Raw genomic sequence first — 23,780 nt, 5'->3', positions numbered from 1 at the left:
ATACTGCGATTAACCAAAAATGTCAATAGATAGATGTTCATTTATTTCTTGAATAGTCTCAATCAAATATGAAACGTATTGCCTACTCAATTTCAGCTTACAAGACTTATTTTTACTTTCATGATAGAATCAAGTGACTTACCCCAAAAATTAAAAAAAGTGAACATAGCAAATAAATCTATTTTTTAAAGGAGACTACTATGCAAATCCAACTAACTGTAGAGATTACAGAAACGAAAACGAGCATTGCATTTAAGAACCAACAAGGAACGATCAATATATTCGATCAAAACGACAGCGAACTCATACTCGATCAACCAGCTGTTTATATTTTGGTTAAAAGCAATTCTATTATTGCCATCGGAAAAGCAGAATTAGGGGTTTTCCAAAATGAAGTAGATTTTGACAATATGATCACCGTTTCACCGTCTTGGGATATCGAATTAGAGTATTTAGAACAACAATTTATTGTAGAAGCAACCGATAATGGGATTCAATTGAGCCATGCATCTCAAGCGGAAACAAAAATCCCGACGAGCTATAAAAAAACGGTTACCACTTATACAGACAATGTTTTGTTAGTTCTTGAAAAATTTGGTTATCCTTTAAAACACCACGAAGAACCAAAAAAAATCAAAGCAAAACTTGCAAAAGCACGGCATAGATGGACTAAGGAAATCAGCCAGATAGAATTTTTTATCGATACCAGAGAAAGCAAAGCGACCGCTCTTTGGCACAAACGAAATGAAATGCTCTTAAAAGCTGGGGCAACAATGATGGCCGACCCGCCTCTAAATAAAGATGGGTCTTTAGGATTCGCAGCAAAAATGGGGCAACGAATCAGAGACGATCATAAAGATAAAGTGAAAAATTTTGTTACCACTGAAGATATCATCTTGAAAAGTGTCAATGAAGTCGGTCTATTTTTATACTTTGGCGGAACAAATAGTTGGCTGGAGCTGGTCGACGCGAATGGTAAAACACTTAATGAATGGACTGTTGTTAGCTAGTTTAAATAAAAAAATCAAAAGAGATTGGGAGCAGAAACTTATTTCCAAATAAGTTTCTGCTCCCATCGTGTATTCGGATTACTTAAGGCTAGAGTTATGTTCTAGCCTTTTTTTGATTTTTCATAAAAAATAAACGATCTATCTAATTTTCAACTTTTTTTACTAATCGCTGTTATCTGTATAAACACAAAGATTATTAAAAATCATATTCCGCCTCTTTTTGCTGAATCATTGTTTGGTAAGTATCCAACAACAAGAAAAAATCATCTACAAATCGATCCAACCGAAATTCGATATCAGGGTTTTTGATTTCTTGGCGGATAATATCCTGATCCGTAATAAACACATAATTTGGCACCAAGTTGGCTTTCATATAACTCAAAACTGGACGAATTTGCTGTTCAGGAATCAAAAAGTGTTTCTCAGATCCTGCTGTCACAATCATTCCAGCTACCTTATTTCGAAAAGCATTAACTGGCAACATATCAAATAAATTTTTCAACGTGCCTGGCATTGACGCTTGAAAAATCGGTGTTCCAACAATCAAACCATCCGCTTCCATGATTTTTTTCAGCGCTTCTCCAACTTCTCCTTCATGTTGAAAATAGTCACGCCCATCTGCAAATGGGAATTGTATTTCAGAAAAATCAATCACTTCAAGTTCAATATCTTCTCGTACTTCTTTTATTTTGTTTACCGTGTAATTTACTGCTACTCTTGACTTACTACCGAAAGCCGAGCCAATGATCGCTACTATTTTCATAAATCGGCCTCCTAATGTTTAGTATATTTTTTAACTTCTGGCATCACTTTTGTTGCAATCAATTCAATATTTTTCTTAACAAGATCCAGCGGAACACCACCAAAATCGATTTGTGCCATAAAACGTTGATGTCCATATAATTCGTATTGATAAAGAATTTTCTCAATAATTTCATTAACACTTCCAACCATCAGTGTATCTCTTGAATCTTGTGATTGAGCAAAATGTTGTTTCGGATAGATGCCGCCACGAATCGCTGACCAACCAGCATTTAAAAATGGGTACATTTCTTTACGTGCTTGACTGCCTGTTTCTGCAACATAAAATAAACTCGTTGTAGCAAGTGGAAATTCTTTTTCATCATAACCTGCTTCTGCCAAAGACAAACGATAGGCATCTACTGCCCGTTTGAAAATGGGTGCAGGTCCTGCTAATGTCGTCAACATCATTGGAATTCCATCTAATCCAGCTTTGATTGCACTATCTGCTGGTCCGCCTACTGCTCGCCAAATAGGTAAATATCCGCGAACGGGTTGTGGCAAAATTTCTGCATTTTGAAGTGTCGCGCGAAATTTCCCTTCCCAATTTAGTCGTTCATTCGGTGAAGCTTCGTTCAATAATTTTAACAGATGCATTTTTTCTTCAAATAATTCTTCGTAATCTTTTAAATCAAATCCTAAAAGTTCATACACGCCGACACGAGAGCCTCGGCCTGCTACGATTTCTGCACGACCATTTGAAAGTAAATCCAATGTAGCATACTCTTCATATACACGTACCGGATCATTTGTACTTAAAACTGTAACTGAACTAGAGAGTTTAATCTTTTTAGTTTGTGCCGCAATTGCTGCTAAAATCACTTGATTGGCTTGTCCAATAAAATGACTTTGGTGACTTTCACCGACACCAAACACATCGATCCCAGCTTCATCCGCAAATTTCGCCGCTTCGATTATCTCATTGATTCGTTGTTGTTCGCTAATTTTGTTTCCTGTCATTGGATTTTTGATGTGATCGCCTAAAGAATACAACCCAATTTCCATGCCTTTTGATGGATTGATGCCAAATGTTTCATTCATTTTTCAACACTCCTTTTTCATTCTCTAAATAGAGTTATGATTGCATTAATTTTTTACTGATTTTTGCTAGCTCAAGGACTTCACGTTTCGTTAAATTATCAAAAACAGATGCCTGCAATTTACTCTGTTTAATAAAGCAAGTATTTAATTGCTTTTGTCCCTTATCTGTCAAAGAAATATATTTTTCCTTCCATTCTTGCTGACGGTCAATCCAACCATCCGCTTCAAATTGCTTGATCATTTGTGAAACACCACCTTTAGAGATCAATAACTTCTCTCCAAGTTCCTTTTGCGTGATTGGTTGATTTTCCTGAATATGATGAAGCATATCAAACTTTGAAACATTTAAATCATATTGCTTTAGGAACTCATTAGACTGAGCATTGCTCTTTTGAACAAACTGTAAAATAGACATCCAGCTACTTAATTTTACTTTTTCTGAAAGTGATAATTCCTCCATGTATTGATCCTCCTTTTTAAGTTTAGAACCAAACTGATGAAATCAGTATAATATACTTACTAAAAATAAGCAATTTATACAAACTCTTTTGGCACAACGTTGCCCTTATCAGCTTATAAAATCTTCTCTTTGATTCTTTCTAGTATTATTAGTATAATGAGTGTGTTTTTCAAAATCTAACCGAAAGTAATAGAGTGGAGAATATAGAATGATAAATAATTTTTGGGCAGAATTACCAAAGCCTTTTTTTGTATTAGCACCGATGGAAGATGTGACCGATGTTGTCTTTCGCCACGTCATAAAAGAAGCAGGGGCACCTGATGTCTTTTTTACTGAATTTACGAATTCTGATAGTTATTGCCATCCAGACGGGAAAGAAAGCGTGCGTGGACGCTTAGTTTTTACCGAAGATGAACAGCCGATGGTCGCTCATATCTGGGGTGATAAGCCTGAATTCTTCAAAGAGATGAGTATTGGTTTAGCCGAAATGGGCTTTAAAGGGATCGACATCAATATGGGCTGCCCCGTTCCTAATGTAGCAGGACGTGGAAAAGGAAGCGGTCTTATTTTACGACCTGATGTAGCGGCTGAATTGATTGAGGCAGCAAAAGCAGGTGGAATACCCGTCAGCGTTAAAACTCGAATTGGTTATGCCAAAATAGCTGAAATGGAAGACTGGATTACACACTTGCTGAGACAAGATATCGCGAACCTATCGATCCACTTGCGAACCCGAAATGAAATGAGTAAAGTGGATGCACATTGGGATTTGATTCCTCAGATCATGGAAATCCGTGATCGTGTAGCCCCTCAAACACTGATTACGATCAATGGCGATATTCCTGATCGTAAAACTGGTTTACAACTTGCGAAACAATATGGTGTGGACGGGATTATGATCGGCCGCGGTATTTTTAAAAATCCTTATGCATTTGAAAAAGAACCAAGGGAACACTCTGCTCAAGAGTTGCTTGGTTTGTTGGAGATGCAACTTGATTTGCAAGATCAGTATGCTGAAATGATTCCCCGCTCGATTGTTGGCTTGCATCGTTTCTTTAAGATTTATGTTAAGGGATTTCCTGGAGCTAGTGATTTACGAGTGAAATTGATGGGGACGAAATCTACAGATGAGGTTCGGGAGATTTTGAAGGAGTTTTATAAACAGAAGACACGTGAGTCTTTCATAGAATGATATTGGTATCTAGTTTTGTTTTAAACGCTCTGTAGATAAGAGCGTTTTTTCTTTTTACTACCGAAATTCAGGAAGTGCAAAAAGAGTATGATAAAAAAGGTGTGGGAAACAAACGTGAATGTTACTTTTGTCCCACACCTTCTAAGGTATCACAACAATTAAGGATATACCTTAATAATTGTCGAACAGATCCTTTCATGCTCGGATGACTTAGTCGATTTTATAATAAACATACGCTGCTCGAACAGAGGTAGCTGTATTTTGAGTACCCACAGCTACAATTTTATCTCTGTCAATCTCTCCTTCTACTATGTCCCCCACTATACCGTTTGGTAAAAAGGATACATAGATTACTGCACCAGGGAGATTACTTCTCAAGGAAATAAACCCTTGATTCTCTTCAATCCCTAATTGTTGTTCATACGATTTAACTTTGTTGCTATCCCCCATGTAGGATACTATTTCAGGTGTACCATCAGGTGAATTTAGTTTGGGAATATCTATGTTTAGTCCCGTTATTCCTGCTGGTTGTTCTTGATTAGAGATGTCTGTAAAAGTCATTGTATTATTTTCTACATAGATTGTCTTACCTAATCCGTTTTCCCACGTTCCATTCAGGCTTGAATAATCTCCTTGTTGAATTTGAGCAAGATTCATTACTTCTGTTACGACTTTTACTTGCTCTTCTTTTTCCGATGCATTTAATTCATCAGCTTCTTTCGTTTCCTGAACACTACTCGATTGCTCAGTCGTTATTTCTGTGGTTGCTTTAGCTTCTTTACTACTAACAGTTGATTCTGTCATGACTTTAGCACTAGATGATTCAACAGTATCTGCACTTGATTTATCTAAATGACTACATCCCACTAATTCCCCCAAAAGTACCGTACAAAAACCGAACAAAATAGTTCTCTTCACTTTTTTCAAAACAAATCCTCCAAGTCATTATCTAAATTTAAGAAACCCTTTAACTAGTCAATTCATTCTGAGATAATCTAGGACTTCCTTATCTCTAAACAAATATATTTGTCACTCTCATAGTAGTACACATCGCAAGCTGCGTCTATCTTCCAGAATCTTCTTGGGTTAAATGTATTGAACTGCCTCTTAAAGTTAGAGAAAAACTAACTTTGAGAGACAGTTCAATTGCTTTAAAATATTTTTAAGGTGATCGGTATTGATCCATTAAAATCATGTGAGTTTGGGCATACTTAAGAGACATCGAGTAAAAAGGTATTCTTTAATCCCAGTTAAATTTTAGATATTTTTTATAAGATGCAATAGCTAGATAACCGAACAGCAAGAATCCCAATATACTTAAAAAATTTAATTTTTCTCCAGTCTTTGGTAGTGAAGTTGATCTCGTCGAAGGAGGATCTTCTTTTTTTGAAGTATCTTTATGCTCTGAATCTATTGAGCCAGAATCAATCGTTTTCCAACGTGCATATAATAATAGATCATCGTCCGGCATAGTCATTTTTTTAAAATCCCATAAATCATCATGTGCATCGTACCATCCAGCAAAGCTATAACCAGAGCGGGTAGGTTCTGACTTTGGTTTTTCTATATACGATCCAACTGCTACATTTTGTGCTGTTGGTTCCACACTTGTTCCGCCATTTAAATCAAAGGTAACAGTATGCGTATTTATTCGCCATTGTGCATACAGCGTTAAATCATTATCTGGCATTACATCTGTAGAAAAATCCCATACTTTTGCTGACCCATCTACATTCGTACTCCATCCAGAAAAAGTATAGCCAGAACGAGTCGGTTCAAGCGTTGGGGCGTTTATGTGCGCTCCAATTGCTACACTTTGCACTGGGGGTAGGACGCTTGTTCCGCCATTTAGATCAAACGTAACAGTACGCATATCCATTCGCCATTGTGCATATAGCGTTAAATCATTATCAGGTGTTATACCAGTAGAAAAATCCCACACATCTTCTAATCCATCTGCATCTGTACTCCATCCAGAAAAAGTATAGCCGGGCCGCGTTGGTTTAGGCGATGGTTCTTGCAGGATATCACCCACAGCTAAATGTTGGGGCATCGGTGTCTCACTGGTTCCACCATTTAAATCAAAATCTATAGTTGTAAAAAAATTATTATTATCTTGAAAAAAAGAAAGACCAATACTGTCATCTAATGTTGCTAGCCCAAATAAGAACGTCGAATAGTCAATACCTTGTATTGAATTCGCTCTCCATGTGGGATCTTCAACGCTATACCTCCAAAGGATTTCTTTAGAATTATCAGATTGTAAACGATAAATTCCTTTTTTATTTGTGTATAGATCGAATAAGTCTTGAGTGCCACTACGATTCACAGGTAAAAAACCTGCAATAATATGAGGCGAAATGGTTATTGATTGGTTGTTGTTTATTGCATCCGCATGATACCCATATCCTTCTGGAGAAGCTCCAGGACCATTTCCCCATTCATAAGAAGCCGTTTTTTTTGTCTCTTCACTCCAAAGCTTATCTGCTTTATAGCCATTTTCAATGTAGACATTATACTCGTTTGATTTAGAAAACATATTCACCATATAATAAGGAAACAGCAATGTAAATGATGACAAATAATGTTCTGAATGATCCGTTAAAAGGCTTATATCAGCAAATGTTTTATTTAGAAGTTTGTCTGGTGTTGCGTAATGATTTTGCCAGAATTTGACTGCTTTACTTTCTGGAACAGCTCTATTTTGATTATAAGCCAACCATGCTACAATGATGTATTCATTATAGGGTAATGTTATTGAATTCAAACCACCAGTTCCATCTTCATTCATTGTAAGATAAATGCCACCAGTCTCAACATCCGCAATTGCCGCTTCAAAATCAATAGAATGATAGAGTTTAGCAACCGCCTCACTTAACGCTTCATCATTAAAATATTTTTCAGCAAACATCGCACCCACTAAAAATATTGCTGTATCAATCGTGCTATATTCAGAATTCCATTCTTGTGTACCTGTTTCCATATTGATGAAATGCCTGTAAAAACCATTTGCTGTTCTATCAGCATGAAAACCTGCTGTTTGATCTGTCATCGTTGCTACAGTTTGTCTAGTTTTTTCCAATGCACGTTCTTCCCAATTCTTTTTATCGGCAATCGTTAATGACATCAAACCCACACCTGTTGCAGCAACTGATGAAGGGTGATAATTTTCACCAGGTTCCAGCAATATACTATCTCTATAAACACCTAGATCATTTCTTAAGTCTTTAAAAACATCATAACTGTTTCTATATAACATACTTAATCGTTCATCTTTCATAGCTTGTACTTCCGTATTTTGATTTTTTTCATTATTTTGAGCGAATGTATTGATAGTAAAGAATAACGGTAGTACAAGTAATGAAAGTAAAATTATAAATTTTAGTCTATTTTTCACTTAAAAGCTCCTTTTCATTTTTTATCGAAACGTTTCGATAATATTGTACAATAATACCATTGAGAATGCGAACGCTTACCTGATGAAATGTGCATATAATTTTACTTGATAACTCACTTTTAAATACTAATAGTGCCTGTACTTAAACTAGATATAAGAATAGATATCTGCCAGAATTTCTCTAAATAGTTTAAAAGAATTTGAAATTTTGACAAATAGTGTGTTCTTACAGTTAAATAATTTTGAGTAATTTTTATGTACAGTACATTCAAAAAAAGTGAGACAAGAATCAGATTTTTCTCTAATTCTTGTCTCATACTCTCTTCTTATTCTTTCAATTTATCACTTAATACGCACGCTCAATTTTCGAAATTTTGTCCACTCTTCTTTGATGCCGTCCTTCTTCAAAAGATGTATTCAACCATACATCAAGAATCATCAATGCCAAATCTTCCCCAATAACTCTTTCTCCTAAGCAAAGAATATTTGTATCATTGTGCGCTCTTGTTCTCTGAGCGGAAAAAACATCCCCAACGACTGCTGCTCGAATTCCTGGTATCTTATTGGCCGCAATACTCATGCCAATTCCTGTTCCACAGCATAAAATACCTAAGTCTACCTCTTTTTTTATGACAGATAAACCTACTTTTTCAGCATAATCTGGATAATCTGCTGATTCAAAGGCATTATGGGTTCCTAGGTCATAAATATCTATGCTATTTTCATGTAGATGGCTGATGATCCTATCTTTTAAATGGAAACCACCATGATCATTCGCAATAGCCACTTTCATTCTTACACCTTTTTTCTTTCATTTAATTCGCCATTATTAGACTCAAGTAACACTTTGATTTCATTACCATCCATAACATCAATAAACGCTTTTCTCCACTCAGATAATGGATAAATTTTCGTAACCATTTCATCAATATTGATTGCACCTTTGGCAAGTAAATGGATAGCGATCGGCCAATCAAACGGATTTTGTGAACGACTCCCGACGTATTTGATCTCTCTCTGAATTGTCGATTCAATATCTAAGGCATTCATCTTTTGTTTGAACAGCCCTACTTGAACAAACGTCCCACCTTTTTTCATTAAAGGTAAGCTAGCATTTACTGCTTGAATAGAACCCGACGCATCATAAATTTTATCCACACCATATCCTTCAGTCGCTTCATTTATAATAGTAGACAAATCATTTTGTTGAGTATCAATAATGATGTCAGCCCCCATTTTTTTGGCTAAATCCAGGCGATGTTTGTCTTTCGTTATTCCTGTCATGATCACAAACGAGCCAATCTCTTTAGCAATTTGCAAGAGCAATAATCCAATAGGTCCAGGTCCAATGATAATAATTTTATCTTGAAGAACCAGCTGACTTTTCTGATACATAGCGTGAACACAACATGCTAGTGGCTCGGTCAATGATGCGCCTTCATAACTTAAATGATCCGGTAAAGTATGAACGCTTTCTTCTCTTGCGAGTACATAATCAGCCATGCTCCCATTTTGCTGTGTACCTAGTCCTTTACGTTTCGGACATAAATTATATTGTTTTTCTTCACAATACTCACATTCACCACAAACAGAAAATGTTGTTTCACTCGTTACTCGATCACCAACTGACACAGATGTTACATTTTCTCCTACTGCTACGACTTGGCCAGAAAATTCATGCCCTAAAACAACTGGGGTCGTTGGATTTTTATACTCTCCCTTAAATGTATGAATATCCGATCCGCAAATTCCTGTATAAGCTACTTTTATCAGCACCTTATCGCCTGTCGCTTCAGGGATTGAAATTTCCTTTAGCTCCATTCGATCATAGCCATCTGCTACTTTTGTAACAGTCATCATCGTTTTAACTTTTGTTTCCATCATATGAATCCCTCCAGTAATCTTCTACCATTCACTTTTATAGCAATCGTTTAAAATACTGCATTGTATAATTCTGACAGTTTTAAGACTGCCCAGTTTAAAATATTTCCACCAGTATCTAAGTTTGTGATTTTTGCAGCACCTTCTGGAAATTCTACGATTCCTTCAACCATTTGAGTAATAACAGGTGCAAAATTTGTAGCCATCCACAGCGCAAAAACCATTACAACGGTACATGAAATCACTGAATGGACAATATTTCCTTTTCTACTAGGTACGATCATTCCAACAAAAAATGGTATTGTTGCTAAATCTCCAAAAGGTAATACTCTATTTCCTGGTAAAATAATTGCTAAAAAGAGTGTGATCGGAACCATTAATAATCCCGTTGCTAAGGTTGCAGGTGAACCTGTTGATAATGCTGCATCCATACCTAAATAAATTTCACGATCACCATATCGTTTTTGTAACATTTTTTGTGCACTCTCTTGTATTGGAATTAGCCCTTCCATCAATATTTTTACCATTCGAGGCATTAAAAACATCACGCCACCCATCGTCATACCCATTTGTAAAATACCAGGAATATCATATCCACCTAGTGCGGCTAAAGTGGCTCCAATAACAATCCCCATGATCATTGGTTCTCCAAACACACCAAATCGTTTTTGAATCGTTTCTGGATTAACGTCTAAATCCTTGATACCCGGTATTTTATCTACTAACCAGCCTACTGGGATACCAATTACAGCATAGCCCGCAGTCGATCCTGTTGAAAAACTGACACCTTCTAAGCTATAATATTTTTGAACTGCTGGTGCAGTCTTATCTGCAATAATTAGAACGATTATCTCATAAGCAATTCCACATAAAATACTGAACCACCAATTTTTTGTGACAACATACGCTGTAGATGTTGCCGCAATCATATGCCAATAATTCCAAATATCGATATTTAAGGTTTTCGTTTTATTTGCGATCAACATTAAGACATTCACCAGTAAAATAATTGGTATCATGACTGCTGACAGTGGTTGTGCCCATGTTCCAGCAGCAACCGCCGGCCATCCAGCATCAATAATCGTCAAATTTAAACCAAATCGTTCCACCATTGCCTGAGCAGCTGGTCCTACGCTTGACGTTAAGAGATTGATCACTAAATTGATCCCGATCATCCCAATACCTACAGTCAAACCTGAAACCATTGCTTTTCCAGGTTTCACTTGAAAAATCAGACCAATAATAAAAATAATAATCGGCAACATTACACTAGGTCCCATATCCAAAATACTTTGAACTACATCCATTAATACATTCATAAAAGAATCCTCCTAGCCTATTTTTGATGTGAAGCTATTTCTTTTTATGCGCGCATTTTATTTTTATTTGCTTACATTATGAGCTCTTATAACGTAAGTTGATCAACCATTTTGAATATCACGTACCAGTGAAACAATTTTTTCTTTTAATTTTTCTTCACCGATTCCTGTTAGAAACGGCATCGCCATCACAGCTGGAATTGAATAATTTGTCGGTAAAACCGTCGTTGAGATCAATAAATCAGCATTGTCTTGCTTGGAAGATGCTTCTGAGATTTTTATTTGATAAAAATTCGCTAAAATATTGTTTTCTTTAAATAGATCCTCAATTTTCTTCATAACTACAGTTGACGTTGCGATTCCTGCCCCACAGGCAACTAATACATTTAATTTTTTCATGATTTTTTCTCCTCTTCTTTGTTGTTTAATTCAGCAATATAGTCAATGACTTCTTTCTTTTCTGTACTATTTAGTAGCCTATCTAAATGCGTTTGATTCTGCATCAATCCCATCAATGTTTGCAGCATACTCAATTGCGTATGCGGTTGGTTGAGTCCTAAAAGAAAGATAATCTTCGCTTGAGTAGTTTGGTTTTTATCATCCATTCGTTGGAACTCGATAGGTTTTTTATTCGTTATTATTGCAACAAATTCATGTAGCACACATTCCGAGTCAGTATGAGGAATAGCAGCACCTATTGTTTCTAGCTGAATTCCTGTCGGGTATTCTTCTTCACGTGCTTGTACTCTTTGTAAAAAGTCTTCTCGAACTAACCCTTGCTTAAATGTGCTTTGATAAACATCTTCGAACAGTTCTTCCTTTGATTGATAATCCTTTTGCAAAAATAACAATGACTCTTGTACTAAGTCATTGAGCTCTAATTGCCTTACTTTCATTTTTTTCCCTCCCGTAAATCAGCATAAATTCGTTGATTACTTGAACAATCTCTTTTTTTGACGATGCTCTTTCTAGCTTAGCAATGATCTGTTCTTTCCCCGCTAAATCCATTAATTGTAACACTGCCTCAATGTGTTTTTTCTTATCATTTGAGGCTATAAGAACAACAAGATAGATTTTTTTTTCGTTGAACGGAAGTCCTTTTTGTATAATACCTAAGCTCATTCCTACGCCTAATGCTCCATATTCCGCTTCAGTATGAGGCAATGCAATGGTCTCTCTTAATACAATATGTGCTGGAATGGTAGGATAGTCCGTGATAATTTTAGAAATATAGTGTGGGGTAATGATTTTTTTCTCCACTAATGGTTTGCCCAATGCTTCAATTGTTTGCGCCCAACTGAGGTCTTCTGTAAATACCTGAACGTACTCTTTTTTTAACAAGTCGGTCAATGTCAATGGAAGATCTTTTTCATCTGACCATTCATTATCGATCATCTCCAGCAACTCATGGTAGAGGCTTTGTTCATCTTTTATGGCCCCATGTTTCTTTATAATCTTAATGATTTTTTCTGGAGTTAAAACGGTTTTTTCTGCATTTTCAATTTTTTGGAACACTCGTTGACGCAATTGTCGTTTTTCTATTTCAGTTAAAAAGCTATTAACTACAAATAACTGTTTATCTGTTTGGATCGGCGTAGCTGAAAAAACATAATTTACCTCTGGATTTTGAAGATAAAATTCTCGAATTGACATCACGGGCAAAAAATTAAGTTCAGGAAATAATTTTCGCAATGTTTTTTCCAAAAGAATAGAAACAGAAATCCCATTTGGACAGACAATCGCTGCCTTTAACTGTTTATTTATTTTTGTTGAATCACTTGTATCTAAAATATGGCTTCCAATAAATAAAGAAATAAAGAATACTTCGACATCAGGAATTGGTTTATTGAAAAATACGTTTAAAGGATGAAGAGATTCTTTTACTAAATAAAAAAGTGACGTCATCTGTTCTTTATTAGCTTCATAGAAAAGATTTTTTAAGTTCATTTGGTATTTTATTCTGTAATACGCAGGTTTCATATGTTGCATTAACTGATTTAGCAATTTGGCTCTGTGTTCAATTTTAATCGCTGAACCTTTTTCAAATAATGTAAGTACTTCATTCAGAGCAAGTTCCATTCTCGTCAGTTCACCTTTAGTTAAGGTATCTGAACTTGAGACATTTGTTGCTAGTAATTGGAGCGTCAGATAGATTTTTTCCTCTTCGCTAATGTAAATGTTTCCAGTAATTTCTTTCGTTGCCTTGTATTCTTGTGTATCAACTAGTACTTCAAAATCAATTTCAAAATTATATTTGATTGTTTTTCCTTTTGCGATCCTTCTTAGAATCAAAGGGAAGTAATATGGTAGAATCGTCATTTGCTCATCTGTAAAACGAACATTTAATTCTTTTTCAATTGTTTCAAATTTTTCCTTGTAACATTTAATATCTGCCCCATCTAATTGAGCAAATTCACCGATTCGATCACTACTATTTGTACTTCCAGCTAAAAGATTTAAGGCATCTCTTAGTAACTGTCGCTTATCCCATTCCTTTCCATCAATGTAGTAACCACGCGCCCTTGAATAGTTTAGTTTTAGATGATACGGGGTAAGATTTTGCTCTACTTCTTTTAAGGAACGTAGCACCGTATTTTTACTGAACTGCAAAGCATCTATTAAATGATTCAACGAAATGAACTCTTCTTTACTTAATAGCATTAGCTCAAGTAGATACATTCGTTCCAACATAGAAAACAGATAAAAATCTTGTTTGGTAATAGTCGTTTTCTTGGTTTGATATTTCTTTCTTACTTCATTAGGAACAATAAAATAACCGCTTTTGGTTCGCTCAATTTTTTCCAGCTGTTGCTCTTTTAGCCAATCATTGATTTTTTGACTATCATAATTTAATTGCCCTCTACTAAGATTGAATTTTTCCATTAACTGTTTGCTTGTTTCTTTAGGATTGTGAAGGATTGACATAAATAGTTGATTGCTTCGCTCATCCAGATTCATATACATCTACTCCTTGATATAAATTTACACGAAAACCGCTTACATTTCTATGAGGATTGATTCCCAATTTTTTTTTTCTGATTCTGCATCATAGTACCGAACTACATTTTAACGAAAAAGAGCTCGGATAGCGATTTCCAAGTATTAAATAACAATCAATAAACGTCTAAATAGAAAAACAATGATCCTATAAAAAGAGATGTCTATAAACGTCTTACTCATTAAAAAATCATATCTGAGTATAAAAAAAGAACTATTTCAACTTTTAAATGATCAAAAAAGACACCTTCCAAAAATTGGAGAGTGCCTTAAATGGTAGTCGATATCAAAGAAAGCCAATCAAAACAGGCCTTCTATTACTGAAAGAAATTTTTAGGTCAGTTATTCTATTACTGGCTCTACTATAGCAATCAATGATTGTTCCACACTGACGGTTTCAGGTAGCTTATTTAAATCCAACTCAAGTTGGTCATCTAAATAGATCTGAGTAATCGTTTAAACAGAGCTATCTCTTCTTTAATAATTTTTTTCGCACATCAGTCGTAATCTATCAAACGATGTGATAGTCCAGTTCTAGTAAGCATTCCAAGTCTTATATATGTGCGTATCTGCACTTCAGTCATCTGTGAAAATCTTTGTGAAAAATGGCTAATATCTGAGAACAAGCATAGTATTCATTCGCTATTTTCTTTTTATTAAAAGGACGTTTTTGATCGCTAAAAAATTCATTTAGTAGTTTTAAAGTACGCTCCCATGAATTTAGTTGTTCCAACAGATCATGCAGAGAATATACCTCCTGATAACTTACCATTTTAATAGGTTGATTATTTGTTGTCTTTAAACTTTGCTTTTCCATAATTCTCCTACTTTTTTCAGAATCGATGCTTATACAAACACCACTTCTTTTTTCATTATATTATATGATGTTCCTATAAACAACACTAAAAAGGGAGAGAATTCTGTGGAAAGAAAAATAGAAATTCGTTTGAAACAACTAGTTGATGATAGAGGAATCTCTTTAAGAGAACTTGCTCGTTTATCAGATATCGAGCCTTCAATTGTTAATAAATTGGCTAATAATAAAAGAGAGAAAATTTATTTACCTCATATTGAGAGGATAGCAGATGCTTTGGATATTGATGATATCTCCGAAATAATTCGGTTGAAATGAGTAGGAAATGCTGTGTAAACACCATCATTTGGGAACTTACACTGTTTTTATAGTAAGAATTTTACTTTTTAATACTGCTCTCTGGCTTAGTTTTTGACCATTAGATTATTTAGAATCTATAAAATACATTGAACTTGTTCTGATGTATTTCAATAAGTCTTTTATTATTTAAACAGTTCTCTTATCGAAAATTTGATTATCCTACAATTATGCACAAAAAATGGTATCAGCATTTTTTGCTGATACCATTTTACTAGACTTATTGAGACTGATTAATCTATTAACTTCAGATAATATTCATCATCTTCCGAAATCTTTTTTAAAAATTCTTCTAGCGAGTCGGCTATCTTAAATTCATCATAATAAATTTCATTTCTCTCATTATTAGATATTTTTATTGAAATCATCGCGGTTTCATTCGCTTCGAAAAATACCAATTCATTTTCTAAATCATCATAAACTTCAATATCTGGAAAAAATTCATAATCATTTTGTTTTAATTTAAAATCTCTTATAGAATAAGGATCCATTATACGGTTGATATTATATTCAGAGCCTTTTATAAAACCATAACCTACACTCAAAAAGAATTCCTTTAGTTCTTTAGGAATTTCTAATTCTAATGCCGTTTCTACTTCAATTATGTCTTCCATTTTTATATTGTAAAAAATATTCCCACTATTATCTTCGCTACATTTAATCATAAGTCGTTATTCCCTTATTTTATCGTAAATAAGTATAGCTTTTGCTCATATATTTTTTATAGAACTGGTTCATCATTTTCATTCAATACAGTTTTTATTTCATTATTTTCATAAATTACCATATATTCATCTGGGAGAGCCAGAACTTGAATTATCTCAGGTTTTTGTTTTAAAAGTTGATAAGCATATAAGGCATATAGATCTTCTTCTGAATTATCCTCTTCTATACTACCTATATACCAACCTGAATCACCTAGTTCCACATCACTAGATCTTTGCATATACATTGTATCGAAAGTTAAAATATTTTTTTGAAGTATGATTTTATCGCTAAAACTAATTGATTTGCCTTCTAAGTTTAGTTTTCTCAAAAAATGACCTTGTTCTAACTGTACCCATAGTGCCAAGGTTAAATCTTTAGTCTTATCTTCAAAAGGATTTTTGCTAGTATCATTTGTTAGTATAACGAATGAGTCTTTATTTATTTCTTCTAAAAAATAAATTGACCAGCCAATTTGGAATGAAAATCCATTTATTAACTTTTCCTCATTCATATTTTTTAGAATGTAGAACAGGCTTAACAATTGAGGCTCTAACTCTTTTTCTACAGTAGCTATAAATTCTTTACTTCCTATTTTTTGCTTAAATTCTTTCATTTATTTCAACCTACTTCTGATGAAAATTTTCAAAAATTCCCAGACATTTTTCTAATTCTAACATTCTCTCATCAGCAAAGAATCACTTACCTTAGATTCTACATTTTGATAGTTCCACTAGGAGGTATGGTAGCCTTTTTCTTAATATTGTAGAACTTTCTTTCAGATTTAGAATTTTCTATTTATAAGACTTTCATTAAAATTATGTAATACCACTCAAAATCATTTTTCGTATTTTTGTTCCCTTGCTGTTTTCGAAAACTCAAAAAGCAATATCTTACAAGAGATCACACCATAGATTGTTATACACGGATTCACTTGGTAGTTTAAATATACAAAAACTAGCAATCTTTGAACGAATCACTAGTTTTTATATACTATTACTTCTATTTTTACTCTTTAATAGCTATTACATAAAATATAATTAGATAGTGAAAATATTTTTCGAGTTTCTTCTTAAGTTTTAGATTAAAGAGCATCATAATAAAAAGTATCATCTTCATTAATCTTCATCAAAAAATCCGAAAAACTATTAGCTACTTTTTCATCATAATAAAAAATGTCGTTTTCTTCTGGAGCAAGTCCAATAGATAGCATAGAAGCCTCATTGCCCTCAAAAAATATTAATTTTTCATTTTCAAATTCATCATATATTTCGATATCAGGATAATATTCAAAATCGTTTTGTCTTAGTCTAAAATCTCTAACTGAGAATGGATGCATAATTCTGTTTACATTACCAATATTACTGTGGATAAATCCATAGCCCACTTCTAAATAAAAATTTTTAAGTTCTTTGGGAAAAATGATTCCAAGCGCTTTTTCTACTTCAATTATATCTTCCATTTTTACAGCATAAAAAATATTTTTGCTGTTTTCCTTGATATCTTTGAACATTCTTTGGTGCCTCCTTATTACTTAAATAACTCCCTTGCTGGGGATCCTGCTTTATGGATACCTGCTTGGTGTTCATTTGGAAATTTAGCTGGGTGAATATTCCACCACTCGTTGTTTCCACCGAAAGAGTTCTCTATTATGTGATGCGCATCATACCTATCTCCAATTTTCCTTACTGCATCACCATTCTTTCCTATTACCTCTTCGGTATAAGTAGGCCATTGTTGACCAGTTTGTTTCTCCCAGTCACTAATCATAGAATTTTTCTTTCTATTGAACTCTGCCCGATGTTTCGCCACTTCTTTTGGTATCATACGTTCATATTCATTATTTCTCAGTGCTTCTTTTAAATTTTCTATTTGAGATTTATCAAACTTTCTACCAGTTCGTGCCTCGACGTCCCTAACGTAATCTCTTAGTAATTTTCCATCAAGTTTACTTGCGCTCTTAGCCACATCATCAACAGCGCCACTCCCCTTACTAAAGTTAGCTTAATGTAGTAAATCTAATTACATTATTACTATCATCCATCCCACGAACCATAATAATTACAAAAAACGCAGAGCTTGCATTCTGCGCTTTTTTCTTTTTATACGGTTAATATTATACTCAGATCCTTTATGAATCCTTAACCAACAATTAAAAAAATATTTAAGTTATTTAGGATAATGCAACACTAAATCTTTGTCTAGACTCTCAATTTCATCTGATCTTACTGGATAAGAACTACTCTCTGGTTTAGATATTAAATAATCATATTTCAACTATTTTAGCTCCCCTATTTAACCTAGGAAAGAAGCTTCTATAGTAATGAATCACTTAACATTTTATCAAATAATTCTGAAAATGTTTTAAAGCTATACATTTCACTTCCAGAAGGGTTGTCAAGTTCCCAATATAGCTTTGTTTTTGTTTCATATACATACCAACTAATATTGGATTCTCCTAAAAATATATATGCTTTATTCTCTTCTACGTCGTACCATATCTCATTATACTCTATAGCTCCATAAATCCTTTGCTCAATATTCTCTCTGTTTTCTAATTGCTCTTCGTCAACACCATATAGCACAAAACCATTGAAATCTAGACCATTTATTTCTTTTAGTATTTCTATATATTCTGCAGGAAATTCTATATTAAGATCTTCCCTACCTTTTTTTATAAAATTAGCTATTTCATAATCTGTAGCACCTCTATTAACTTTATCATCATAGGATTCTTCTACTTTTTTTACACGGTTTAAATTTTCTTTCCACATTTATTTTCCTCCTATTTTGGATATATATTTCCATCGATCATAGGCCACTCAACCTTTTTAATGTCTCCTGGTTTCATTCCTCTTGCTACACTATTTTGATGATTAGTAATAACTTTATGCCAAGGTTCATTTTCTATCAGTACAAGATTAGCAAAATCATTAGTACCACTATCATCTAATGGTAACTTATGATGAACTTGCCACCCTTGTGGTACATTTCCATTTTTTATTCTTGCTATATCTTTTTCGCTAAATCCTAACTGCTTTAGATATTTTTCATCCGTACCTAACTCTTTTAAGAAATTTTTTCTTACTGAACTATCAAATTTATTTCTTAGTTTTTTCGCTTCTGAAGGACTTCTCTTAATATAATCAATGACTTCAGTTTTAACATTTTTTAAAGTATGCTCTTTGCCACGGAGTTTACCGGTAAAATCATCAACAGCGCCACTTCCCTTACTAAAGTTCGCTTTTGCTGCCTTCATATAATCATCCAACGTTCCCTTACCAAAGACTTTAACGCTTCCTCCACCTGCAATTGCTAACTCATCCATTATCGGCATCGGAATATTTTTTAATTTGGTCACAAAGGCTTTTAGCGCATCATCTCCATATTTCAGCGCTTTATCCATCATCGATGTGACTTTGCCTAATTTACTTAATGTCGTGGCTTTCGTTGTTGCTTTGAACGCATTTAATCCCTCAGCTATTTTTGCACCTAGCTTCGTTCCTTTCAACGCCGCATTTACTTCGCCTACTCCGACAAACATACTCGCTACATCAAATACATAGCCACCTATTGCATAGGCATTTCCTGTTTTTATATCGTTAACTATAGTATTAACGATTCCTGCACCCATGTCAAAGGTTTCTTTTAACGCCTCTCGATGCGTTGGACTCACTGCCAATAACCATGGATTCGTGGCTCCTTGAAGCCCCAAACCGATTGTTTTTAACGTACTGCCAATCGCCTTCGTATTTTCCCATGCCCCTTTGATATCGTCTAGTTTCCATTGTGGTGTTTCAATACCTCTCGCTGAATCAAGACCCCATTCGACTAGTTCAACACCTAAATGAATGACTTGACTACCACCAATAGCTACTGAGCTTACCATCTCACCTGCACCGCCAAGGAACCCTTCTCCAAATAGAAGAATATCTTTAAATCCTTTTGGAATAGAAAGATTTTTTGTTCCTTGGACAACATTTCCCCACCAATCGCCGATGCTATCTGACATATTTTGAAGGAAATTTTCTACTGGATGATGTTTTGCCCATTCTTCTTGTTTTTTCTTTGCAGCTTTTTCAGCTTCTAATTTTGCATCTGCTTCTGCCTGAGCTATTTGACTATCGATATCTTTGATTGCTTCTGCCAATTCTGTTTGTGAGACAAATTCCATAAATCTTGGATCTGTATAACTTAAGCCACTCGCGGTTTCAGACATTTTGATTTGTTGAGATAAAACATTGATGATCTCTTCTGCTGAGCTTGGTGGTTGCTTACTATCAAACTCATTGACTTTTTGAATGATTTTATCCAACTGCTTTTTTGCTTCATCGCAAGCACTTGTAAAGGTACTGCTGCTTGGCATAGAAAGCGAAATCAAATCGGCTATATCACTGTACGTTGATTTGATGGTTTGTCTTTTTTCTTTGTGCTCCGTCTTAAATTTATCAATAGCTGTTTTTGCCTTCGTTAAAACATCTTCATCTAACACCGCACTTTGTGAGGTTTCTCCTGTGGTTCCCGCAAAATCTGCGTAAGTTTGCTGGAGATCTGCTTCTACTAACTTATAACTATTTTTTAAGCCAACAAGTACGGCATTTTTATTATTATTGATATCAGCCGCGATTGCTTGGCCTACTTGACCGTGCATCGCATTACTGTTAATGATACCGTTCATTGAACTTTTGGCATTATCTAATTGTTCTTGTGCCGTTTTGGATAGTTTTTGATACTGTTCCAACGCCTTTTTCATTTCGGCTGTTTCTACGTGAAAGCCCATAATATGCTCCTTTCTTTACGTTTTACTATCTACTCTGTTTCTACGATTTCAGAAAGTGCTTCGTAATAGGAAATAGCATCTTCTGTCGTCATGTAGGCTGTAGAAATTTGTTGATTTAATACTTGGGTCGCACGCAGTACATCAAACATAACAAGATCTCCAGCTAAAATATCCCTATCTTAGCTTTTTATTTTGATACACGAAAAACGGTACAGTGATCGTAATTTATCCACCAATACCGTTTTAAGAGCCTAGAATCCGGCTGATTATACGTCAAAGAAGTATTCGAAAAGACTAGAACAATCCTTTGAAGTTTTCTAAAATAAATACAGATAGCTTATATCAGCTATCGGCAACTTGATTAGTGAATTAGTTCTCACTAGCCAAGACTTTACTATCCGATACCAATCAGATAGTAAAGAGCCTTTTTATTTTATTAACTTACTCTTCTTCTGATAAATTTTTCTCCCCTAAAGGAAGTAATTCTTTCAGTTCCTCTTCTGTAAATAAATCTTGATTATCAGGAACTTTTATCAATAACTCTGGGAATTTCCTTACAAATTCTCTAACTCTTTCATTCTCTTCTTCTTCTGTGTTTCTATCTGGCCATAGACCTGTTTCAGCATATATCATTACTTCATAAGCATCGTCAGAAGATCTAAAAGCTTTATCTGCCAATTCTTTAGTTATTGGATATGATGTTATTTGATCAAATGGTCCTTGAGGCCATTCAATTGTATATTTATCATCTTTCTTGATCACTGCAAAACCGTTACCTGGGAATATTTCTTCCATAATTATCCTCCTTTTTTTACTTAAATACATCTGTTACTGTATATCCATTTGAGGGAAGCTGATTGATGACTGCTTCTGGAATTCCCCACCAGGTTCCCACAAGCCTTGCCAAGCCCCAGCTTCATTCCCTGTTGGAACCCTTAACCCATCTACTTTATTAATATCTAATAAAACAGGATTTTTACCCAGATATCCTGGTTCCAATCCTAACAGTTTCTCTAGAACTTTAGGATCTCCATTAGAAACAGATATCGCTTTATCCACTACATTTTTAGGTAAGACGTATGTTCCAGTTTTGGGGTGCCCTATAGAACCACCAAATTTTCGAAGCCCATTATTGAATTCCTCTATGCTTTGAATTTTTACGACACCGTCATCAAATATTGATAAATGTGCTTCTATTTCCGCTTTAGACATATATATAGAAGGATCAAATCTTTCTCCCTTTGGAGTACTTACAAGCCCGTCTTCTACTTTTTTCGATAGCCTAGCTCTGGGTAATTCGTCCATCTCTTTCAAAAATTCTCCCAAAGTCTGAGGTCTAGTAACTCTCAACTTAGTTGTAACATTCTTTGCCGTGTTTTTCAATCCATTCGCTGCCGTTAACATCGTTCCCACTGTCAGAACATCTGTCGTCATTGCATAGATATCTCCACGTTTGAAGTCATCAGCCATTGAGCCGATCGCAGCTTTACTCATTTCAAAAATAGCGGAAGGCGTCAGTGCCTGAACATTCTTAACAGTTCCTGACCAATCTTTCCCAATCCAATCTGGTGACTTTACTCCCCGTAAATTATTGATCCCTGTAGCGAGTCCCCCACCTAAAAGCTGACCAACTTGTACACTCCCAATCGCTAATGAACTGATCCCCTCTCCTACAAATCCTACCGTAGATTCTAAAGCTAATAAAATACCCTTGCCTGTTTCTAAGAGGAAAAACCCTTCTGTATTGAGCCCTTTTGTTCCTTTGACAATCCCATTCCACCAAGAACCGATGCCGTCTGAAAAATTACGTAACGCATTCTCTAATGGATGATCTTTTGCCCATTGTTCTTGTTTTTTCTTTGCGGCTTTTTCTGCTTCTAATTTTGCATCTGCTTCTGCCTTAGCAATTTGACTATCGATATCTTGGATTGATTCTGCTAACCCTGTTTGGGAGACAAACTCCATTCTGGTAAAAGTGCAGTATCTATCTTGGAGTCTATTAAGGAAGTATAGTCTAAATAAGCTATCAAACAAGGATGATTCTCCCCATAATTTTAAAAATAGAAAACCGAAAATCCTTTTTTCGATTTTCGGTCTGCTATTTCATTTGTCTTGGGACTTACGTCCCAAGCTCATTCATTTTATTTTACAATTTCAATTTGGTTTAAACTACCTGTCTCTTGATTAACCTGAAATTTTCTTCCCATAAAATCCGTAACAAATAATATGTCATTTACATCTAAATTCATCCCAACTATGGGAGCACAAATGTAGTCTGGATTATTTTGAGGAGGAATATTTTTTATTCGCCACTTAATACTTCCAGATTGATTAACAGCAACAACATTACAAAGTTCTTCTTCGGTCAAATTTCGCCCAGAAGGAATTTCTAACCTTACAAAAATATAATTATTATTTGATTTCAGTTCAGATATATTATATTGAAATACTATTTTCCCTCCTGAAATTGTTAATTCATTATTCTCGTATTCAACTTTATTATCTATTTTAACCCACTCCATTCTTTAATAGTTCCTAATTCTTTAAAATCCCCAATATATTGACCTTTCAAGTCAAATTGAACACCTCCACCTTTATGTCCGAACAATGGATTTACTTCGCCCATTCGTAAATTAGTTCCCTTTGGTATCGTTACTTCTCCAACATATTCTGGTAAGTGAGGGAGTGCAAATTTATCTTGGATTTGAGCAGGAGTTAACCCTTTAATATCATCTGCTTTCATAAGCCATCCACCATGCAAGTTAGAATTAGTTTTGTCATAAACTCTTACAAATTTTCCTTCATCTAATAAATTTAAATCTTGAACTACTGTTTTAGAAGTATATGGTGGTTCCGCGTATCCTTGATTTTTCCACCAATTATTGACACTTTCGGCTGATTCATATTTATTAACTTTTACATTATTTTTCATGCTTCCCAATTGGTCATCTAGATAATCAAGTCCACTGGCTTTCTCGGGGCGGAAAACTACTCTTTTTAAAAATCAGTCAAAACGCTTGCATATC

The 23,780-nt window shown here is 34.7% G+C and carries 25 protein-coding genes; 3 read left to right on the top strand and 22 right to left on the bottom strand.

The features are described 5' to 3' along the window. Nucleotides 1-200: 200 nt before the first annotated feature. On the top strand, nt 201-1,010 hold the full coding sequence (locus IGI43_RS11445) for a hypothetical protein (protein ID WP_438757917.1): 810 nt from the start codon (nt 201-203) through the stop codon (nt 1,008-1,010). A gap of 196 nt (nt 1,011-1,206) precedes the next feature. Here the strand turns inward: IGI43_RS11445 and IGI43_RS11440 are convergent, their stop codons facing one another. The 3 genes from IGI43_RS11440 to IGI43_RS11430 are packed head-to-tail and all read right to left on the bottom strand — an operon-like array spanning nt 1,207 to nt 3,312. Then, on the bottom strand, nt 1,207-1,773 hold the full coding sequence (locus tag IGI43_RS11440) for an NADPH-dependent FMN reductase (protein WP_438757916.1): 567 nt from the start codon (nt 1,771-1,773) through the stop codon (nt 1,207-1,209). 11 nt (nt 1,774-1,784) lie between these two features. Then, nucleotides 1,785-2,852: an LLM class flavin-dependent oxidoreductase gene (locus tag IGI43_RS11435; protein WP_438757915.1), complete on the bottom strand. Its 1,068-nt coding sequence runs from the start codon at nt 2,850-2,852 to the stop codon at nt 1,785-1,787. Nucleotides 2,853-2,886: 34 nt separating this feature from the next. Next, a complete protein-coding gene (locus IGI43_RS11430; RefSeq protein WP_438757914.1) occupies nt 2,887-3,312 on the bottom strand; it encodes a MarR family winged helix-turn-helix transcriptional regulator in 426 nt (141 codons plus the stop codon). A gap of 208 nt (nt 3,313-3,520) precedes the next feature. On the opposite strand from IGI43_RS11430, the gene IGI43_RS11425 reads away from it, so the two are divergent. Further along, nucleotides 3,521-4,504 carry a tRNA dihydrouridine synthase gene (locus IGI43_RS11425; RefSeq protein WP_438757913.1) on the top strand — a complete coding sequence of 328 codons (984 nt, stop codon included), beginning with the start codon at nt 3,521-3,523 and terminating at the stop codon, nt 4,502-4,504. A 210-nt stretch (nt 4,505-4,714) separates the two neighbouring features. Here IGI43_RS11425 and IGI43_RS11420 read toward each other — a convergent pair whose 3' ends face one another. The 9 genes from IGI43_RS11420 to IGI43_RS11380 form a co-directional block, all read right to left on the bottom strand. Then, complete coding sequence (locus tag IGI43_RS11420; protein ID WP_438758850.1) at nt 4,715-5,422, bottom strand: DUF6287 domain-containing protein; 708 nt, start codon at nt 5,420-5,422, stop codon at nt 4,715-4,717. A 322-nt stretch (nt 5,423-5,744) separates the two neighbouring features. Further along, on the bottom strand, nt 5,745-7,901 hold the full coding sequence (locus tag IGI43_RS11415) for an InlB B-repeat-containing protein (RefSeq protein WP_438757912.1): 2,157 nt from the start codon (nt 7,899-7,901) through the stop codon (nt 5,745-5,747). A gap of 346 nt (nt 7,902-8,247) precedes the next feature. Beyond that, the gene (gene rpiB / locus IGI43_RS11410) at nt 8,248-8,694 is read right to left on the bottom strand and encodes a ribose 5-phosphate isomerase B (protein WP_438757911.1); all 447 of its coding nucleotides are present in this window, start codon (nt 8,692-8,694) and stop codon (nt 8,248-8,250) included. A 2-nt stretch (nt 8,695-8,696) separates the two neighbouring features. Beyond that, entirely contained in the window at nt 8,697-9,785 is a 1,089-nt protein-coding gene (locus IGI43_RS11405; RefSeq protein WP_438757910.1) for a zinc-binding dehydrogenase, read from the bottom strand. Nucleotides 9,786-9,832: 47 nt separating this feature from the next. Continuing rightward, nucleotides 9,833-11,101 carry a PTS galactitol transporter subunit IIC gene (locus tag IGI43_RS11400; RefSeq protein ID WP_438757909.1) on the bottom strand — a complete coding sequence of 423 codons (1,269 nt, stop codon included), beginning with the start codon at nt 11,099-11,101 and terminating at the stop codon, nt 9,833-9,835. 102 nt (nt 11,102-11,203) lie between these two features. Beyond that, nucleotides 11,204-11,500 (bottom strand): PTS sugar transporter subunit IIB, encoded by a 297-nt coding sequence (locus IGI43_RS11395; RefSeq protein ID WP_438757908.1) that lies wholly within the window; start codon nt 11,498-11,500, stop codon nt 11,204-11,206. Then, complete coding sequence (locus IGI43_RS11390) at nt 11,497-11,997, bottom strand: PTS sugar transporter subunit IIA (RefSeq protein ID WP_438757907.1); 501 nt, start codon at nt 11,995-11,997, stop codon at nt 11,497-11,499. The genes IGI43_RS11395 and IGI43_RS11390 overlap by 4 nt, the downstream gene beginning before the upstream one ends. Beyond that, complete coding sequence (locus IGI43_RS11385; protein ID WP_438757906.1) at nt 11,969-14,059, bottom strand: BglG family transcription antiterminator; 2,091 nt, start codon at nt 14,057-14,059, stop codon at nt 11,969-11,971. Before IGI43_RS11385 ends, IGI43_RS11390 begins: the two co-directional genes overlap by 29 nt. 619 nt (nt 14,060-14,678) lie before the next feature. Then, nucleotides 14,679-14,915, bottom strand: a complete 237-nt coding sequence (locus IGI43_RS11380) for a hypothetical protein (RefSeq protein WP_438757905.1) — start codon at nt 14,913-14,915, stop codon at nt 14,679-14,681. A gap of 105 nt (nt 14,916-15,020) precedes the next feature. Here IGI43_RS11380 and IGI43_RS11375 point away from each other — a divergent pair, with 105 nt between their 5' ends. Further along, complete coding sequence (locus IGI43_RS11375) at nt 15,021-15,230, top strand: helix-turn-helix domain-containing protein (protein ID WP_438757904.1); 210 nt, start codon at nt 15,021-15,023, stop codon at nt 15,228-15,230. Between the two features lie 272 nt (nt 15,231-15,502). On the opposite strand, the gene IGI43_RS11370 is transcribed toward IGI43_RS11375, so the two are convergent. The 10 genes from IGI43_RS11370 to IGI43_RS11325 all read right to left on the bottom strand — a co-directional run bounded on the left by IGI43_RS11370 (nt 15,503) and on the right by IGI43_RS11325 (nt 23,686). Further along, entirely contained in the window at nt 15,503-15,934 is a 432-nt protein-coding gene (locus tag IGI43_RS11370; RefSeq protein WP_069654200.1) for an SMI1/KNR4 family protein, read from the bottom strand. A gap of 56 nt (nt 15,935-15,990) precedes the next feature. Further along, on the bottom strand, nt 15,991-16,590 hold the full coding sequence (locus IGI43_RS11365; protein WP_438757903.1) for an immunity protein Imm33 domain-containing protein: 600 nt from the start codon (nt 16,588-16,590) through the stop codon (nt 15,991-15,993). 468 nt (nt 16,591-17,058) lie between these two features. Continuing rightward, complete coding sequence (locus tag IGI43_RS11360) at nt 17,059-17,487, bottom strand: SMI1/KNR4 family protein (protein WP_438757902.1); 429 nt, start codon at nt 17,485-17,487, stop codon at nt 17,059-17,061. A gap of 17 nt (nt 17,488-17,504) precedes the next feature. Continuing rightward, on the bottom strand, nt 17,505-17,942 hold the full coding sequence (locus IGI43_RS11355) for an HNH endonuclease signature motif containing protein (RefSeq protein WP_438757901.1): 438 nt from the start codon (nt 17,940-17,942) through the stop codon (nt 17,505-17,507). A 347-nt stretch (nt 17,943-18,289) separates the two neighbouring features. Continuing rightward, the gene (locus IGI43_RS11350) at nt 18,290-18,748 is read right to left on the bottom strand and encodes a YrhA family protein (protein WP_438757900.1); all 459 of its coding nucleotides are present in this window, start codon (nt 18,746-18,748) and stop codon (nt 18,290-18,292) included. 11 nt (nt 18,749-18,759) lie between these two features. Then, nucleotides 18,760-20,754: a T7SS effector LXG polymorphic toxin gene (locus IGI43_RS11345; protein ID WP_438757899.1), complete on the bottom strand. Its 1,995-nt coding sequence runs from the start codon at nt 20,752-20,754 to the stop codon at nt 18,760-18,762. A gap of 441 nt (nt 20,755-21,195) precedes the next feature. Next, nucleotides 21,196-21,549, bottom strand: coding sequence for a hypothetical protein (locus IGI43_RS11340; RefSeq protein ID WP_438757898.1), 354 nt, complete (start codon nt 21,547-21,549; stop codon nt 21,196-21,198). A 33-nt stretch (nt 21,550-21,582) separates the two neighbouring features. Next, nucleotides 21,583-22,719, bottom strand: coding sequence for a hypothetical protein (locus IGI43_RS11335; protein WP_438757897.1), 1,137 nt, complete (start codon nt 22,717-22,719; stop codon nt 21,583-21,585). Nucleotides 22,720-22,895: 176 nt separating this feature from the next. Further along, nucleotides 22,896-23,276 (bottom strand): hypothetical protein, encoded by a 381-nt coding sequence (locus IGI43_RS11330; protein ID WP_206850647.1) that lies wholly within the window; start codon nt 23,274-23,276, stop codon nt 22,896-22,898. After that, nucleotides 23,258-23,686: a hypothetical protein gene (locus IGI43_RS11325; RefSeq protein WP_206850649.1), complete on the bottom strand. Its 429-nt coding sequence runs from the start codon at nt 23,684-23,686 to the stop codon at nt 23,258-23,260. Before IGI43_RS11325 ends, IGI43_RS11330 begins: the two co-directional genes overlap by 19 nt. Nucleotides 23,687-23,780 lie beyond the last annotated feature (94 nt).

Source organism: Enterococcus sp. AZ126 (assembly GCF_051714545.1).
In the GTDB taxonomy this organism is placed as follows: Bacteria; Bacillota; Bacilli; order Lactobacillales; family Enterococcaceae; genus Enterococcus_L.
The sequence above is the reverse complement of the archived record's forward strand: the minus strand, read 5'-3'. Positions and strand labels throughout refer to the sequence as shown.